This window comes from Streptomyces sp. NPDC001020 (assembly GCF_053599115.1).
In genome coordinates, this window is record NZ_JBSFLQ010000078.1 from 1 (window position 1) to 14282 (window position 14282).

Annotated in this window: 13 protein-coding genes, 5 pseudogenes and 1 riboswitch; of the genes and pseudogenes, 12 read left to right on the forward strand and 6 right to left on the reverse strand. The window is 70.2% G+C overall.

The window, feature by feature from the left end:
• Positions 1 to 103 precede the first annotated feature (103 nt).
• Positions 104 to 265 (reverse strand): annotated as a pseudogene (locus tag ACWDEX_RS36495) (IS5/IS1182 family transposase); the annotation flags it as partial.
• 528 nt (positions 266 to 793) lie between these two features.
• Positions 794 to 1000, forward strand: a riboswitch (cobalamin riboswitch).
• An 80-nt stretch (positions 1001 to 1080) separates the two neighbouring features.
• Here ACWDEX_RS36495 and ACWDEX_RS36500 point away from each other — a divergent pair.
• From ACWDEX_RS36500 to ACWDEX_RS36520, 5 genes are read left to right on the forward strand one after another with little or no spacing between them, the layout of a single operon-like run.
• Positions 1081 to 2073: an ABC transporter substrate-binding protein gene (locus ACWDEX_RS36500; protein WP_450468891.1), complete on the forward strand. Its 993-nt coding sequence runs from the start codon at positions 1081 to 1083 to the stop codon at positions 2071 to 2073.
• Positions 2070 to 3158: a FecCD family ABC transporter permease gene (locus ACWDEX_RS36505; RefSeq protein ID WP_450468893.1), complete on the forward strand. Its 1089-nt coding sequence runs from the start codon at positions 2070 to 2072 to the stop codon at positions 3156 to 3158. Before ACWDEX_RS36500 ends, ACWDEX_RS36505 begins: the two co-directional genes overlap by 4 nt.
• A complete protein-coding gene (locus ACWDEX_RS36510; protein WP_450468895.1) occupies positions 3155 to 3970 on the forward strand; it encodes an ABC transporter ATP-binding protein in 816 nt (271 codons plus the stop codon). Before ACWDEX_RS36505 ends, ACWDEX_RS36510 begins: the two co-directional genes overlap by 4 nt.
• Entirely contained in the window at positions 3967 to 4722 is a 756-nt protein-coding gene (locus tag ACWDEX_RS36515; protein WP_450468896.1) for a (2Fe-2S) ferredoxin domain-containing protein, read from the forward strand. The genes ACWDEX_RS36510 and ACWDEX_RS36515 overlap by 4 nt, the downstream gene beginning before the upstream one ends.
• The gene (locus tag ACWDEX_RS36520) at positions 4706 to 4912 is read left to right on the forward strand and encodes a hypothetical protein (RefSeq protein ID WP_450468898.1); all 207 of its coding nucleotides are present in this window, start codon (positions 4706 to 4708) and stop codon (positions 4910 to 4912) included. The genes ACWDEX_RS36515 and ACWDEX_RS36520 overlap by 17 nt, the downstream gene beginning before the upstream one ends.
• A gap of 52 nt (positions 4913 to 4964) precedes the next feature.
• On the opposite strand, the gene ACWDEX_RS36525 is transcribed toward ACWDEX_RS36520, so the two are convergent.
• Together ACWDEX_RS36525 and ACWDEX_RS36530 are read right to left on the reverse strand one after the other, a co-directional pair.
• Entirely contained in the window at positions 4965 to 5111 is a 147-nt protein-coding gene (locus ACWDEX_RS36525; protein WP_450468899.1) for a hypothetical protein, read from the reverse strand.
• Entirely contained in the window at positions 5108 to 5317 is a 210-nt protein-coding gene (locus ACWDEX_RS36530; protein WP_450468901.1) for a hypothetical protein, read from the reverse strand. The genes ACWDEX_RS36525 and ACWDEX_RS36530 overlap by 4 nt, the downstream gene beginning before the upstream one ends.
• Before the next feature lie 111 nt (positions 5318 to 5428).
• Between ACWDEX_RS36530 and ACWDEX_RS36535 the strand changes: the two genes are divergently transcribed.
• Positions 5429 to 6052: a TetR/AcrR family transcriptional regulator gene (locus tag ACWDEX_RS36535; RefSeq protein WP_450468903.1), complete on the forward strand. Its 624-nt coding sequence runs from the start codon at positions 5429 to 5431 to the stop codon at positions 6050 to 6052.
• 233 nt (positions 6053 to 6285) lie between these two features.
• On the opposite strand, the gene ACWDEX_RS36540 is transcribed toward ACWDEX_RS36535, so the two are convergent.
• Entirely contained in the window at positions 6286 to 6591 is a 306-nt protein-coding gene (locus ACWDEX_RS36540; protein ID WP_450468904.1) for a hypothetical protein, read from the reverse strand.
• A 332-nt stretch (positions 6592 to 6923) separates the two neighbouring features.
• On the opposite strand from ACWDEX_RS36540, the gene ACWDEX_RS36545 reads away from it, so the two are divergent.
• Positions 6924 to 10694: a S8 family serine peptidase gene (locus ACWDEX_RS36545; protein WP_450468906.1), complete on the forward strand. Its 3771-nt coding sequence runs from the start codon at positions 6924 to 6926 to the stop codon at positions 10692 to 10694.
• 169 nt (positions 10695 to 10863) lie between these two features.
• Positions 10864 to 10941 (forward strand): annotated as a pseudogene (locus ACWDEX_RS36550) (telomere-protecting terminal protein Tpg); the annotation flags it as partial.
• A 255-nt stretch (positions 10942 to 11196) separates the two neighbouring features.
• Here ACWDEX_RS36550 and ACWDEX_RS36555 read toward each other — a convergent pair.
• A pseudogene (locus tag ACWDEX_RS36555) lies at positions 11197 to 11373 on the reverse strand (FAD-linked oxidase C-terminal domain-containing protein); the annotation flags it as partial.
• On the opposite strand from ACWDEX_RS36555, the pseudogene ACWDEX_RS36560 reads away from it, so the two are divergent.
• From ACWDEX_RS36560 to ACWDEX_RS36575, 4 genes and pseudogenes are all read left to right on the forward strand, one after another.
• Positions 11374 to 11499 (forward strand): annotated as a pseudogene (locus ACWDEX_RS36560) (FAD-linked oxidase C-terminal domain-containing protein); the annotation flags it as partial.
• An 80-nt stretch (positions 11500 to 11579) separates the two neighbouring features.
• A pseudogene (locus ACWDEX_RS36565) lies at positions 11580 to 12460 on the forward strand (YegS/Rv2252/BmrU family lipid kinase).
• Positions 12461 to 13163: 703 nt separating this feature from the next.
• A complete protein-coding gene (locus ACWDEX_RS36570; RefSeq protein ID WP_450468908.1) occupies positions 13164 to 13568 on the forward strand; it encodes a nucleoside-triphosphatase in 405 nt (134 codons plus the stop codon).
• 143 nt (positions 13569 to 13711) lie between these two features.
• Positions 13712 to 13951: a hypothetical protein gene (locus ACWDEX_RS36575; protein WP_450468910.1), complete on the forward strand. Its 240-nt coding sequence runs from the start codon at positions 13712 to 13714 to the stop codon at positions 13949 to 13951.
• A gap of 63 nt (positions 13952 to 14014) precedes the next feature.
• On the opposite strand, the gene ACWDEX_RS36580 is transcribed toward ACWDEX_RS36575, so the two are convergent.
• Positions 14015 to 14282 (reverse strand): zinc ribbon domain-containing protein (locus ACWDEX_RS36580; protein WP_450468912.1); only part of this gene is annotated, 268 nt, incomplete at its 5' end.

The following is a 14282-nucleotide window of genomic DNA, read 5'->3' on the forward strand; positions in this document are numbered from 1 at the left end:
CTCGCGGTGAGTCCCGCGAGGACCGGCGCTGCACGGCGGCATCACTGCCGAAATGCGGCGGCTGACCATCCGCAGGCGGGACGGAGGGGCCCCGATCGTATTAGCCGGACCCGTGCACCAGGGCGGCGATGACGTGATCGAAGACGACCCGGTCCGGGATGCGCGGGTTGTGGCAGCCGAGCGGGTGCGTGTCGACGTGCTCAGGCAGCAGCGCCGCGAACTGGTCCCACAGGGGTTCGAGCAGGCATGATGGCAGGACAGGCACGAGCCCTCCGGTGATCACTGAGCGTAGACAACTCCATGATCACGTGGGCTCGTGCCTGCTCTGTCTCCGGGGCGCCGTATCGGCCACCCAGCGCGCCTACTGCCGGGCGCTCTTAGCCAGGAGAAGCGGCTGCGCGCCGAGGGCGTCGGCATCACCATGCCGCTGCCGAGGCCCCTTGGGCGAACGCTACTTCCACGTCACCGACCCCAGCGGCGTGATCGCCCAGTTCATCGAGTGGGGCACCCCGCCCAGCCCCAAGAACACCCGAAGCCCCACCACACCAGGGTGATCCGGCCCTGGCCCGGCAACGCCCCCCAAGACCGTGTGCGACAACCCGCAACCACGCAAAGCACCCCGACCTTGTCCCCAGACCCGACCACCGTGCACCCGCTGCCCGCCCACGAACGCGTGGTGTTCCTCAACCCGCTGGTCACCTCACCGAACCAGCCTGCTCCCACCATGTGCCGGCCGACGCCGGGCCTGCCCGGTCGTCGTCGTAGCTCCCCCGGCCGTGCTACCAGCGATTTGATACCGTGTGGCCGCCGTGGTGCACGGGAAACCGGTCGGAAGCCGGTGCGGCCCTCGCCACTGTAGCTGCGGAGTCCCGCGGCCCTCGCTGACCGGCTCCCGGAGCGGTCAGGGTCACTGGATGGATCGGGAACGAGCCGTCCGGGAAGGCCGACCGCGGAATGTCGATGCAGAAGCCAGGAGACCGGCCACGGCGCGACATGTTCCACGAGGGTTTTGGAGAACACGTGCCCTGCGGTCCCCTGCGTCCGTTTCGATCTCGACAGTCCATACCTCCCGCGCGTTCCGTGCGCTCCGGCCTCGCCGCCGCGGCACTCCTGCTCGTCGGTGCGCTCAGCGCCTGCACGGGCGCACCCGCGGCCGACAAGTCCGCCGCGACGGCCGGGAGCGGCCGGCCCGCGCCGGTGAGCGTGAGCAGCTGCGGCGTCACCACGACCGTCGCGGCACCGCCCAGCCGGCTGGTCACCCTCAACCAGGGCGCCACCGAAGTGGCCTTGGCCCTCGGTCTGCAGTCCCGGATGGCCGGAACGGCCTACCTCGACGACACGGTCCCGGCGAAGTGGAAGGCGGCCTACGACACCGTCCCGGTGCTTGCCAAGGAGTACCCGGCCAAGGAGAAGCTCCTGGCGGCGCATCCGGATTTCCTCTACGCCTCCTACTCCAGCGCGTTCACCGCCAAGGTGGCGGGCACGCGGGCGGATCTGAACTCCGAGGGCATCGCGTCGTACCTGTCGCGGTTCGGCTGCGCCGACAGCAAGCAGGTGCCGTCGCCGTCCTTCCAGGCGGTGTGGGACGAACTGGCCGACATCGCGAAGGTCTTCGGTGTCGCGCCGCGGGCGGCCGCCATCCAGAAGGAGCAGAAGCAGGAGCTTTCCGCGCTCGCGGACAAGGCGGCGGGCAAGGGTCTGAAGGTGTTCTGGTACGACTCGGGTACCAAGACCCCTTACGTCGGCGCCGGCCACGGCGGCCCCCAGCTCCTGCTCGACGCCGTCGGCGCCCACAACATCTTCCGCACCCTGCCCGGCGGCTGGCAGAACGCGAGTTGGGAGCAGGTGGCCGCCGCGGATCCGGACGCCATCGTGCTCGCGGACGCCAGTTGGGACTCCGCACAATCCAAGATCGACTACCTGGAGCACGACCCTGTGCTGAGCAAGCTCACCGCTGTCCGGCACCGTGCCTTCGTGGTCGTGCCGTTCTCCGAGTCGACGCCCGGCGTGCTGCTCGCCGACGGCGCCGCCCGGGTCTCAGCCGGCCTGAGCAAGCTGCACCCGCGTTCATGACTGCGGCAGACCGCGCCGCCGCACGTCCGGCAGGCCCGAGTCGTGCGGCGGTGGCCCTGGCCGTCGCCGCAGTCCTGCTGCTGGCCACCGTCCTGGTCGGCCTCGCCGTGGGATCCGTCCACGAGCCGCCGCACGTCGTGGCGGGCGTCGTCCTGCGCCGACTCGGCCTGAGCAGCTCCCACGTGACGCTGCTGGACGACCAGATCGTCTGGCAGCTGCGGCTGCCCCGGGTCCTGGGAGCCGCAGCAACAGGCGCGGGACTCGCGGTCTGCGGCGCGGTGCTGCAGACCCTGACGGGGAACGACCTGGCCGACCCCTACCTGCTCGGGATCTCCGACGGAGCCGCGGTCGGCGCGGTCACCGTGATCGTCCTCGGCGTCGGAGCCACCGGCGCTGCGGCCACCGGCGCGCTCTCGGCGGCTGCCTTCATCGGCGCACTGCTCGCCGTCGTCGTGGTGCTGGCCCTGGCCGGCGCGCGCACCTGGTCCCTGCCGGCCACGCGGACCGTGCTGGCAGGCATCGCGGTGGGACAGATGTGCGCCGCGTACACCTCGTTCGTCGTGCTCGTCCTCGGCGACCGCAACGCCGCCCGCGGCGTCATGGAGTGGACGCTGGGCTCGGTGGCCGGCGTGCGGTGGCACACGGCGCTCTTCCTGACCGCGGTGGCCGTCGTCGGCACAGTGGTCATGGTCGCGGCCGCCCGCGACCTGGACGCGTTCGCGTTCGGCGAGACCGCGGCCCGCTCCTTCGGCGTCCACGTCGAACGCGTCCGCTGGGCCCTGGTCGCCACGGCCGCACTGGTGACCGCGTGCCTGGTCGCCCACACCGGCGTCATCGGATTCGTCGGCCTGGTCGTGCCGCACGTCGTCCGTCTGGTCTGCGGCCCGCGCCACGCCCTCCTGCTGCCCATGTCGGCACTGCTCGGCGCGTCGCTGCTGGTGGGCAGTGACATCGTGGCGCGCTCGGTGCTCACCGACCAGGAGATCCCGGTCGGCATCGTCACCGCCGGACTCGGCGCCCCGTTCTTCGCGTGGCTGCTGTGGCGCCAGGCACGCAACGGGTCCACCGCAGGGAGTCGGCCATGACCACCGCGGACCCGGTGGCGCTGCGGGCCGAAGACATCGGCGTTCGTGTCGACGCCGTCACGTTGCTGACCGGTGTGACGCTCGGCTTCGCCCCTGGCAAGACGACGGGCCTGCTCGGGCCGAACGGTGCCGGCAAGACGACGCTGCTGCGGGCTCTCGCCGGACTGCGTCGACCGCAGACGGGCCGGGTCCTCCTCGACGGCGGCGATCTGTACGCCCTCACGGCCCGCCAGCGGGCGCGGCGGGTGGCGTTCATGGAACAACAGGCCGACACCGCACTGCCGCTGACGGCCCGTCAGGTCGTCGAGCTGGGGCGCACGCCGCACCGCGGCCGGTGGCCCGTTCCGGCGGGCTCCGCCGCCGCCCGCGAGCGGTCCGTGATCGCCGACGCCGTCACCGCTGCCGATGTCGGCGGGCTGCTCGACAGGACCTGGTCGTCTCTGTCCGGCGGGGAGCGCCAGCGGGTCCAGCTCGCGCGGGCCCTGGTGCAGGAACCCAGGGTGCTCCTGCTGGACGAGCCCACCAACCACCTGGACCTGCGCCACCAGATCGGCTTCCTGGAAACCGTGCGCGGGCTCGGCATCACCACCGTCGCGGCCCTGCACGACCTCGAACTCGCCGCCGCGTACTGCGACGAAATCGCCGTGCTGCTCGACGGCCGCCTGGTCGCCCACGGGCCCGCGCGCGAGGTGCTCACCTCGGCCACGATCGGCCGCGTCTACCGCGTCGACGCGACCGTGGAGCGGCACCCCCGGCACGACAGGCCGCACATCCGGTGGAACGGGCTACTCCCCGACGGGACCGCGTCATGAGCCGTGACCGTACGGGCGCCCCCTCAGCGCCCGTCGCGGACCGTGCCACGGTCCTGGTCGGCATGTCCCTCACGGAGGCCGACCGTCGGGCCGAGCTGACCAGGCTGGCCGCGCCGTTGGGCGCCACGACGGCGTTCCTGCAGCAGGGCGACCCGTCCCTGTCGGCCGAGCCGACCAGGCTGGCCGACGCGGGGACGGAGACCGTCGTCCTGATCGGGGTCCGCCTGGGAGCCTCGGGTCCGGGCCACTCATGGCTGCGGCGGATCGCGGCGTACTGGTGGCGGGAGCGCGTCGGCCACCGCCCCGGCCTGCTCGTCGCCACCCGGCTCGCCGACGGCGCGGACGCCGTGGCCGTGGCCACGGCGTCCGTCAAGCCGATCACCGGCGAGGAGCCCGGCCTGATCTCTGCGGCCTGGAACGAGGTCCCCAGCCACCGGCACCAGGTCCTGGTGTGCCGCGGGCCGCGCTGTACAGCCAAGGGCGCGGACGAGAGCGTGGCCACGCTCGTGCGGCAGCTGGCGGAGCACGGGCTGGGCGACGACGATGTCCTCGTGACGCAAACGGGGTGCCAGTTCCCGTGCAACCATGCGCCTGTGGTCAGCGTGCAGCCCGACGACGTCTGGTACGGGCACGTGGACCCGGCGGCGGCCGCCACGATCCTGTCCGACCACCTCATCCGCGGCCGACCGGTCGCGGCGCACCGCCTCCCGCGGCACAGGAAAAACCGGACCGACGGTGACGATTGCGCATGAGTCCGTGGAGGAGCCGGCCGGTGGTGCGATGCCGTCGGTCGCGTCGGACGAGCAGCTCGTCGCGATGCTGGTTGACCGGGCCCGGAGCCAGGGACTGCAACTGACCGGCGAGGGCGGTCTGTTGCAGCAGCTGGCCGAGCGGGACTGGCTGCGCAAGCTGTCAGACGGGAAGTTCACCACCACGCTGTGAGCGCACTCCGACGCCCGGGGTGTTTTCGACAGGGTGAGCCCGGGGTGACTACTCAGCGCCTCCCGGCCCGACGCCAGATGATCACCATCCCCGTGCCGAGCACCAGCAGGGCCGCCACGACGATGGCCGCCTTGATCAGATAGTCGACGAGCAAATGGTGGAGGAGGGCGTCACCGTCGCCCCCGGCGAGGGGGATCATCGGCGCAACTCCCCCTTTCGTTCGGCCCGTTGCGCCCAAAGACGCACCCCTTCGCGGACGAGAGGGGCGACCCGGCGCTTGGCGTCGTCGAACTTGCCCCGGCGCTTGAGCGCGAGCGCGACGGCGAACACGACGAGGGCGAGGATCACCAGTCCGCCCGCGATCACGGCGAAGCGGATCAGCAGGTAGGTGAGGGCTGTCTCCATGGCAGAACTCCTTGCGTGCGTACGGCGCGCGTGCGCCGGGCCGGGTGGCGCACGTTTTTATGTCACGGTCGAGATAAAACCCAATGTATCACGACCGTGATAAAAAGAGGTATGCCGAAGCTCGTGGACCCCGCCGCCCGCCGTCTCGAAGTCGTCGACGCCGTCTTCCGCGTGGCCATCCGGGACGGCCTGGCCCAGGCCTCCCTCCGTAACGTCGCCGACGAGGCAGGCCTCAACATCGGCTCCGTACGGCACTACTTCGCCGGCCACCAGGAGCTGATGCTGTTCGCGATGCGCTCGATGCTCGACCGGGTGTCGGCCCGCCTGACCGGCCGCATCAAGGCGGCACCCGACCTCGCGGGGGCGAGCAGGTCCGAGCGCCGAGCCATCGTGCAGGACCTCCTGGAGGAACTGCTGCCACTCGACGACAAGCGCCGGGCCGAGGTCACCGTCTTCGTCGAGTTCATGACGGCCGCAAGGACCGATCCCGCCCTGCGGGACCTGGCCCGGGAGGCCGCCCAGGGCACGCGGGACCTCATCGCACGCATCGTGCTCCGCCTCGCCGACTCCGGCGACCTCGCGCCGGAACTCGACGCGGACACCGAGTCCCTGCGCCTGTGGGCCCTGGTCGACGGCCTATGCCTGAACTCCGTACTCCACCCGGACCTGCTGCCCCCGGCGGCCTGCGCCGGGGCCCTGCACACGCACCTCGCGCAGATCCAGGCCGGGGAATGACTGCCGCCTCTCGCTGGAAGTACCGCATCCTGATGAGCCCGCTTTCCAGCGTGACACTGCCCTGAATGCTGCGTACTCGGCGGCGACGATCCGGCGCGGGGTCTGGTCGAGGGAGACGGCCGCCTTGTTTTGTCGGGGCGAACGGGTTCAGGCCGTAACGTCCGTGCCCCCGGCGGCAGTTGATAGTGCATGTCAAACAAAACCAGCCCCGCCAGGGCCACTGAGACGGTTGTCTACCAGTCCAGCCTGCACCTGTCCACGGCCACCGGCATCCGGCCGCGCAGCGTCTTCGGCTCGCCGATGTCCAGGCAGTACGTGGCGAGCACGGCGTCCACGATCGCGTCGTCCAGGCCCGGCTCGCGGCGACGGCCGCGCAAGACGAGAGCAAGACGGGCTTCGGTGAGCAAGTGCCGGCGGTGGAACCAGCCGCCGCCGTTCATCACGAACACCGCCGCGGCGACGTCGACGGCCGCCAGTGCGACGTCGACCACGGCGGCGACCCGCGCCCGGATCGCCGCCGCTGCGGCGCGCGCGTACATCAGCCACCCGACAGGCTTTCAGTCGGCGGCAACCTCACCGGCAGCCCAAAGCGTCTCGCCGAGAGCGTCGCCGCCGCATCGAGACGGCTGATCCGCCTGCCCGGAGTGACGTCTCATTTGGTGAGAGACGGTCACGTCCAGCCTTCGCAAGAATGCGTGGACATCTGGCGTTCTATCAGGTTCCTGCCATGCCGGATTCCGACAGTGCCGACGTCTTTCCCCGGCAAGTGATCTTCCTGGACTCTGGCCCGGCACAGCCGACCGTTACTCACGCCTCACAAGGGCAACAGACACGTCGGACTCCGGCCCGCAAAAGGAGCTAAGGGGAGCACGTGGACAACCCAAGAGCAACCCGGTACAGACGACTTGCGGCGACCGGCGTGGTGCTGGCCGCCGTCGCCGCGCTGCCCGGCCTGGCAGGTGCCGCCGGGGCTTCGGAGCAGAACACAGGCCTGGTGTCGCCCGCGGCCTCTGCCGACCGGGCCGTCACGACCCGGGTCACCCTGGTCACCGGCGACACCATCGAGGTCGTCAAGGACGCACAGGGCAGGCAGTCGGTGCACTTCGGCGCCGAAGGCGCGAGCAAGAGCACGGGCTTCCAGACGATGTCCGGTCCGAACGGGGACATGTATGTGCTCCCCGAGGGCGCGTTGGACGCCATCGCCTCCAACGCCGTCGACCGCGAGCTGTTCAATGTCACCCGGCTCATCAGGGACGGCTACGCCGACTCCCGCAGCGACAGCCTGCCGGTGATCGTCGGCTATGCGGACAAGCCGTCGGACGCCACGCTCAAGGCGCGTGTCGACAAGTTAGCCGCTGCCGACCGCGGTGCGCTGCTGGAGAGCGTCGACATGGCGGGCGTGAAGGTCGACAAGAAGGGCGCCGACCGTTTCTGGCGGTCCGTCAAGCCGGCCTCCGAGCCGTCCCGGCACGGCAGGACGGTCACCGCCCCGAACGCGTCGAAGGTCTCCCGTCTCTGGTACGACGGGAAGGTCCAGGCGTCCCTCGACAAGAGCGTGCCGCAGATCGGCGCCCCCGAGGCCTGGGCGAAGGGCGTGGACGGCAAGGGCGTCAAGGTCGCCGTCCTCGACACCGGCGTGGACCTGGGCAACGCCGACGTCAAGGACCGGCTGACAGCCACGCGGAGCTTTGTGCCGGGCGCCGCCACGGTTCAGGACCGGAAGGGCCACGGCACCCATGTCGCCTCCACCATCGCGGGCAGCGGCGCCAACTCGGGCGGCAAGTACAAGGGCGTGGCCCCCGGCGCCGACCTCCTGGTGGGCAAGGTGCTCAACGACGGCGGCGGCGGCCTGAACTCGTGGATCATTGACGGCATGGAGTGGGCCGCGGCCCAGGGCGCCGACGTGGTGAGCATGAGCCTCAGCGGCTCCGCGAGCTCCCCCAGTGACCCGATGACGCAGGTGGTGGACCGGCTGTCGGCGACCACCCACACCCTGTTCGTCGTCGCGGCCGGCAACAACGGCTCCGGCGCGTCCACCATCGGCAGCCCTGGCACGGCCGACTCGGCGCTCACCGTGGGCGCGGTCGACAAGTCCGATGTGCTCGCCGGATTCTCCAGCCGTGGCCCGCGCGTCGGCGACAGCGCGATCAAGCCCGAGATCACCGCGCCCGGTGTCGGCATCGTCGCGGCCCGCGCCTCCGGCACCTCCATGGGCACGCCCGTCGACGCGAACTACACCTCGGCCGACGGCACGTCGATGGCGACTCCGCATGTCGCGGGCGCCGCCGCCCTGCTGGCCCAGCGCCACCCGGACTGGACCGGCCAGCGCATGAAGGCAGCACTCATGACGCACGCCAAGCCCAGCAGCGCCTCTTCCGTCTACCAGCAGGGCAACGGCCGGGTGGATGTCCCCGCCGCGCTCGACCCGGCGCTGGAACTGTCCGGCATGGCCGACTTCGGGCTGGTCATGTGGCATCCGGGAACGTACGACAAGCAGACCCGTACCGTCACCGTCACCAACAGCACGGACAGCGCCACCACCGTGACCCCCGCGGTCAGCGGGAACATCCCGCAGGGCGCGGTCACCGTCCCGGGACCGGTCCAGGTGGCTGCGGGCGCCAGCGCCGAGATCACCGTCACCCTCGACCCGAACCTCGTCGCGACCGGTCCGACCAGCGGCACCCTCACCCTGACCAGCTCCTCGGGCGCCACCGCGCACACCGCCATCGGCCTGGACAAGGAGCGCGAAAAGCACAAGCTCACCGTCCACTTCAAGGACCGCAACGGCCAGATGCCGAGCAATTTCACCTACACCCTCACGGGGACGAGCACTGACACCTTCAAGAGGGGGTACGGCTACACAGCGGATCTCGAACTGCGCCTGCCCGCCGACCGCTACAGCATGATGGGTCGGGTGGCCACCCAGGTCAGCAGGGACTCCACGGCGGCCTACGCCCTCGATCTCTACGCTCTTCCGACGATCGACCTCACCTCCCGTGACGCCGAGCTGACCGTCGACGGCACCAAAGCCACCGACTTCAAGCTGGACGTGCGCGACGAGAAGCGGCCCTTGGAGACCACGGACTACTCGTACACCCTCGCCCGCGTGAGGGAGAACGGGAGCTTGATGCAGACCACCGGCCTGATGGACGTGGTCCACAGCGAGCAGCACGTGGGCGCCATCCCGGCCGAGGCACCGAAGAAGGGGGACGGCAAGCTGTGGGCCTCGTTCTACCAGTCACGCCACGAGCCGCTGATCCGGGCCTCGGTGACCCGGCCGGACTCGTATGCACTGACGCCCATCACCACCGACTACATCAAGCGGTTCGACGGCAACCGCCGCTATGACGTCGTGGACGTCGGTGCCGGAACCGAGGAGGACCTGGCGGGACTCGACCTCAGGGGCAGGGCGGCCCTTCTGCACCTGGAGAAGCTCGCCTACAACAACGCGGTGATCCAGCGCGTGGAGGCGGCCGGCGCCGCCGCGATCGTCCTCGCCCCCACCGCCGACGAGACCCTCAGGGTGAACGTCGACGGAGTGAACGTGCCGTACTTCGCCGTCAACTATGAAGAAGGCGTGAGGCTCACCGCCGATGTCGCGGCCGGCCGGACCACGATCGACGTCCGGAGCATCAAGGAGTCGCGCTACCAGTACACGGGCCAGTACGACTGGAACACCGGTATCCCGGCGAACCTGTCGACCCCGAGCACGAAGGACGACTACGCCAAGGTCCGCAGCTCGTTCCACAGCAACGGTACCGAACAGACGACCAGTTACCGCGTGGACTCCTGGGGTCCGGGCCCCTTTACCTCCTTCCGGGTACAGCGGACTCTCCAGCTGGGCACTGAACGCGACGACTACATGCTGGCCCGTCCGGACGTCGCATACCAGACCACGGTTTCATCCTCCCGCTACGGACCAGTGGACATGCTCGAGTCGGCGCGCAGCTACCGGCCCGGGACCTCGGTCGCCGCGCACTGGTGGGCGCCCGTGCAGCATCCGTCCGTCGCTCCCAGCTCCTCCTGCTCGTTCTGCCGTTCCAACGTGGGCACCACCTTCTCTCCGAGTCTCGGCGGTGACAGCGACCCGACACACTGGACGCGCTACGGTGTGCGCCGGACCTGGGCGTACTACCGCAACGGCGATCAGATCACCGACACCTCCAGGATCTTCGTGCCGGAGCAGGCCGACTACACCTTTGTCTCCACCGACACCCATACCGACAGCACAGTGAAGCTCGGCGGCAAGGTCGTCACCGAGTACGGCTTCACCTCCACGGCACCGAAGTCGACCGCCTCCGAGAGGCTGCCCGTCATCCAGCTCCACTACGGGATGAAGACCTCCCTGCTCAACCAGGTGGCAGCGGGCAGCCACTCCACGATCACCGTGGACGCCTCCCGCGCCAATGGCTTCACCGGCGACAGCCGGATGGCCGGGGCGAAGTTCTCCGTCAGCTACGACGACGGAGCCACCTGGAAGAGCGCCGATGTCGACCGGACCGACGAGAATTCCTTCAAGGTCCGGTTCACCAACGCGAAACTGTCCGGCTCGAACGGATACGTCAGCATCAAGGCCGAGGTCTGGGACGAGGCGGGCAACCGCACGGTCCAGACCGTCACCCGGGCGTATGCGCTGAAGTAACGCGACCTGCCCACCATGGGGGGCGCCGCACGGGAACTCCCGTGCGGCGCCTTTCGTCGATTCGCACGGCGAATTGCCGGAGGCGAGGCAGAGTCCCTTTCATCCGCATATCGACACATCCCGATGAGGGTGATGCGCAAGCCGCTCTTGGTGTCGTCGAGGCCGCGCACAGGACGGCGGTGGACGCGCTATGGGACTCTCGGACGTCGCCATTAACGACATCGACTACCTGGACCTGGATTTCTGAACCGGGCGTCACGGATGCCAGCGGCGGACGCCGGTGACATCGCGCGGCACCGCCAGGTGGCCGTCCTCGGCGACGAGCCGGCCCGCCTGCTGGGTGTCGACGACGGTTACGCGGGGCCCACTGCAGCTACAGCACCCTGCGCGACTATGTCCGGCCGCTCCGCGACACGGCCAGACCCTGGACGAGCGCGCGGACCCGGTTGTCGTCACGCATGATCGGCCGGACGCGCTCCAGGCGCGGCAGCACCCGCGTAAGGCCGACTCCGTGGTGGTGGGAGATGGTGCCGCCGGCGGCGAGTATGGCTTCGTTGGCCGCGTGCTTGGCGGGCGTCCAATGTGCCACCGGGTCCTCGCCCTGGGCGCTGACGACGGTGAAGTACAGCGAGGCGCCGTTCTCGTAGACGTGGGAGATGTGGCACATCACCAGAGGCGGGACCGGGACTGGTACGTCCGCGAGGCCGGACCGCTCGGCATCGAGGCACTGCGCGCCGTAAAGCACCGGCTCGACCCCGACGGTCTGCTCAACCCCGGAGTCCTGCTGCCCACCGAGCAGCAGTAGCCCGCCGGCTGTCCCACCCCGCCAGGTTCCCGCTGATTTCTTCCATCCGCCCCACCCGTCACCGCCCCGGAGGCACACCGATGCGACAGTTCACCGCCGTCGTCAACCCGACCGCGGGCGGCTCGACCGGGCGGCGACACTGCTCCACGTGGCCCGGCTGCTGCGTGAGGCCGGCGCCACGCTGGACACCGAGTACAGCCAGAGCCTCGCCCACGCCCAGGAACTCGCCCGCAGGGCCGGGGAACGTGGCCGCGTGGTGCTGGCGGTCGGCGGCGACGGCATCGCGGGCGGCATAGGCGGCGCGCTCAGCGGCACCGACACCCTCCTCGGCCTGGTTCCCGCCGGACGCGGCAACGACTTCGCGCGTGCGCTGAATCTGCCGCACGACCCCGAGGCACTCGCCCGCATCCTGCTGCACGCCGAACCCCGACGCGTCGACACCATCGAGGTGGAATCGGCCGTCCACCAGCGCACGGTCGTCCTGGGCAGCGTCTACGCAGGCGTCGACGCCCTGGCCAACCGGCACGCCAACGACGCCCGCCTGCTGCGCGGTTCCGCTTCCTACTACGCGGGCGGCCTGCGCGCGGTGACCTCCTGGCGCCCGGCGGACTACCGCATCACCCTTGACGGCGAGGAGCACACACACCGCGGCTACACGGTCGTCGCCGCCAACTCCCCCTACTACGGGTCCAGCCGCCTCATCGCCCCCGACGCCCGGGTCGACGACGGCCTGCTCGACATCGTGATGCTCCGCGAGGCACCCCGCCACCTCTTCTTCAGCATCATGAACGACCTCAAGACCGGCGCTCATGTGCACCGCCCCGAGGTCCGGGTCCTGCGCGGCCGGGAACTGCGCATCGAGGCCTCGCGTCCCGTCCCGTACGGTGCCGACGGCGAAGTGGATGCCACGCTCCCGGTGACGGTCCGGGTACGCCCCGGCGACCTCGCGATGCCGTACTGACCCGAAGGTACGACAGGAGCGGGGCGTGTCGCGCCGCATCCTGAAGAAGGCACGGAAGTCGCCGGTGAGCAGGTCGGGCTCCTCCACCGCGGCGAAGTGGCCTCCCCTGTCGGACACCGTCCAGCGGACGAACGCGGCCCCGGGATCGACTGGGACCTGCACGAGTGGCGGCACTCCTATTGACGGTCGCGGACAGCTACCGCTTCCCGACGCAGCATTTCCACTTCCACCGCGCACAGCTCACCTTGGACGGTGCCGGCTGAGGTCGCCGGTGGACGGTGCGGGGCTTCAATGTACGGCGAAGATCGTGCAGATGTCGTCCTCGGAGCACGAGGCCGGGTCCGTCGCGGCGGCGCGTCGGGCGAGGCCGTGCAGCGCCGGGAACGTGGTAGAAGGTCTCCGGGACGTCGGCACGGTCGGCCGAAGGCTCCCGAGGAAGCCCGCCGACCGGCGAGGACCACAGCGACCCCGGCTCGGAGCTCCAGATACCCACAAGGATCCTGCTCGAAGGACGCCCCGGCGTGGGCAAGACGACGGCCATCCGCCGCCTGGCCACGCTGGTGCGCACCCGTGAGGTCGTCGGCTTCACCACGGAGGAGATCCGGCACGGCGGCACACGCGTCGGCTTCGCACTGGAGACACTGACGGGCCGCCGCGACGTGCTCGCCCACGTCGACTTCCCAGGGCCCCCGAGGCGGTGCGCATGCGCCATGACGCGGCGGGCACCACGTATGTCGAAACGCAAGATGTGCACCGCCTCGGACTCCAGAACGTCCAGGTGCGACAGCGGGTCGGGCGGTACGGCGTCGATTTGGGCGTCATGGAACGGCTGGCGCTGCCGGAGCTGAGGCCGGCGGCGACGGGTCCGGCGCCCTGGCCGCTCGTCCTCATCGACGAGCTGGGGCGGATGGAACTGGCCTGTGCCGCGCTCCGGGACATGGTCGGGTCCCTCTTCCAGGCGGATGTCGACGTCGTGGCCACCGTCCATGTGCACCGCGACCCGTTCACCGACGCCCTCAAGGGCCGCCGCGACATCGACGTCGTGTCCATCACCCCGGCGAACCGCGACGTCCTCCCGGAGGAACTGGCACGACGACTGGCCCTGTAAGGGCGTCCCGGCCGCCTGAGCCGGCAGTCGACGAAGCCTCCGACACTCCCCAGCCGCAGGTCAGCGAGGCAACCAGTACCAGAGCACCCGAGCTTCCCAAGCTGATGGCCCACGCAGCTATGCAGGCCAAGGATGTTGTGCCGGTGGCAATCAGTAGCCTGCGGCTGTCAGCCGCGGCATGCCTGGAGGCTTCGTGGAACCTACCGCTCGAGCAGGCGCCCCATCCGGACTTAGACGCCGGGCGCCTGCTCTACGTCGGCATAGCCCTGCGGTACATGGCGGACAACGCGAGAGTGTGCTGGATGGAGCAGGGCCAGCCCTGGGAGCTGGAGTCGCAGCCCATCTCTCAACTCGACCTACCGGTCAACTTGACCCGGTCCTGAAGGACCGGGCTTGGAGGTAGTGCCCAGCTGGCTGCCGAGTGGACTCCTCCGTCCAGACACCCCTTACGGGGTGGCAGGGACGCGTGACTCACGCCCCGCATTCCACACCACGGTGCCACGTTGGGCGATGTTGTGGGAAGCATTCCGGTCCGCGTGGGCAACGACCCCGCATTTCCGGCAGATGAAGAGGTCCTGGTCGACCCGGTTCTTCTTGTCGACGTGCCCGCACTCGCAGCACGTCTGCGAGGTGTAGGCGGCATCGACGTGAACCACGGGCACGCCTGCGCGGCGTGCCTTGTACGCGATGAACTCTCCGAGCTGGGCGAAGGCC

Bases quoted from the DNA above. Each gene is read 5' to 3' on its own strand.
- ACWDEX_RS36515 (WP_450468896.1), top strand. From the start codon at position 3,967: ATGAGCCGTGACCGTACGGGCGCCCCCTCAGCGCCCGTCGCGGACCGT.
- ACWDEX_RS36535 (WP_450468903.1), top strand. From the start codon at position 5,429: ATGCCGAAGCTCGTGGACCCCGCCGCCCGCCGTCTCGAAGTCGTCGAC.
- ACWDEX_RS36570 (WP_450468908.1), top strand. From the start codon at position 13,164: ATGCGCCATGACGCGGCGGGCACCACGTATGTCGAAACGCAAGATGTG.
- ACWDEX_RS36530 (WP_450468901.1), bottom strand. From the start codon at position 5,317: ATGGAGACAGCCCTCACCTACCTGCTGATCCGCTTCGCCGTGATCGCG.
- ACWDEX_RS36525 (WP_450468899.1), bottom strand. From the start codon at position 5,111: ATGATCCCCCTCGCCGGGGGCGACGGTGACGCCCTCCTCCACCATTTG.
- ACWDEX_RS36540 (WP_450468904.1), bottom strand. From the start codon at position 6,591: ATGTACGCGCGCGCCGCAGCGGCGGCGATCCGGGCGCGGGTCGCCGCC.
- ACWDEX_RS36505 (WP_450468893.1), top strand. From the start codon at position 2,070: ATGACTGCGGCAGACCGCGCCGCCGCACGTCCGGCAGGCCCGAGTCGT.
- ACWDEX_RS36510 (WP_450468895.1), top strand. From the start codon at position 3,155: ATGACCACCGCGGACCCGGTGGCGCTGCGGGCCGAAGACATCGGCGTT.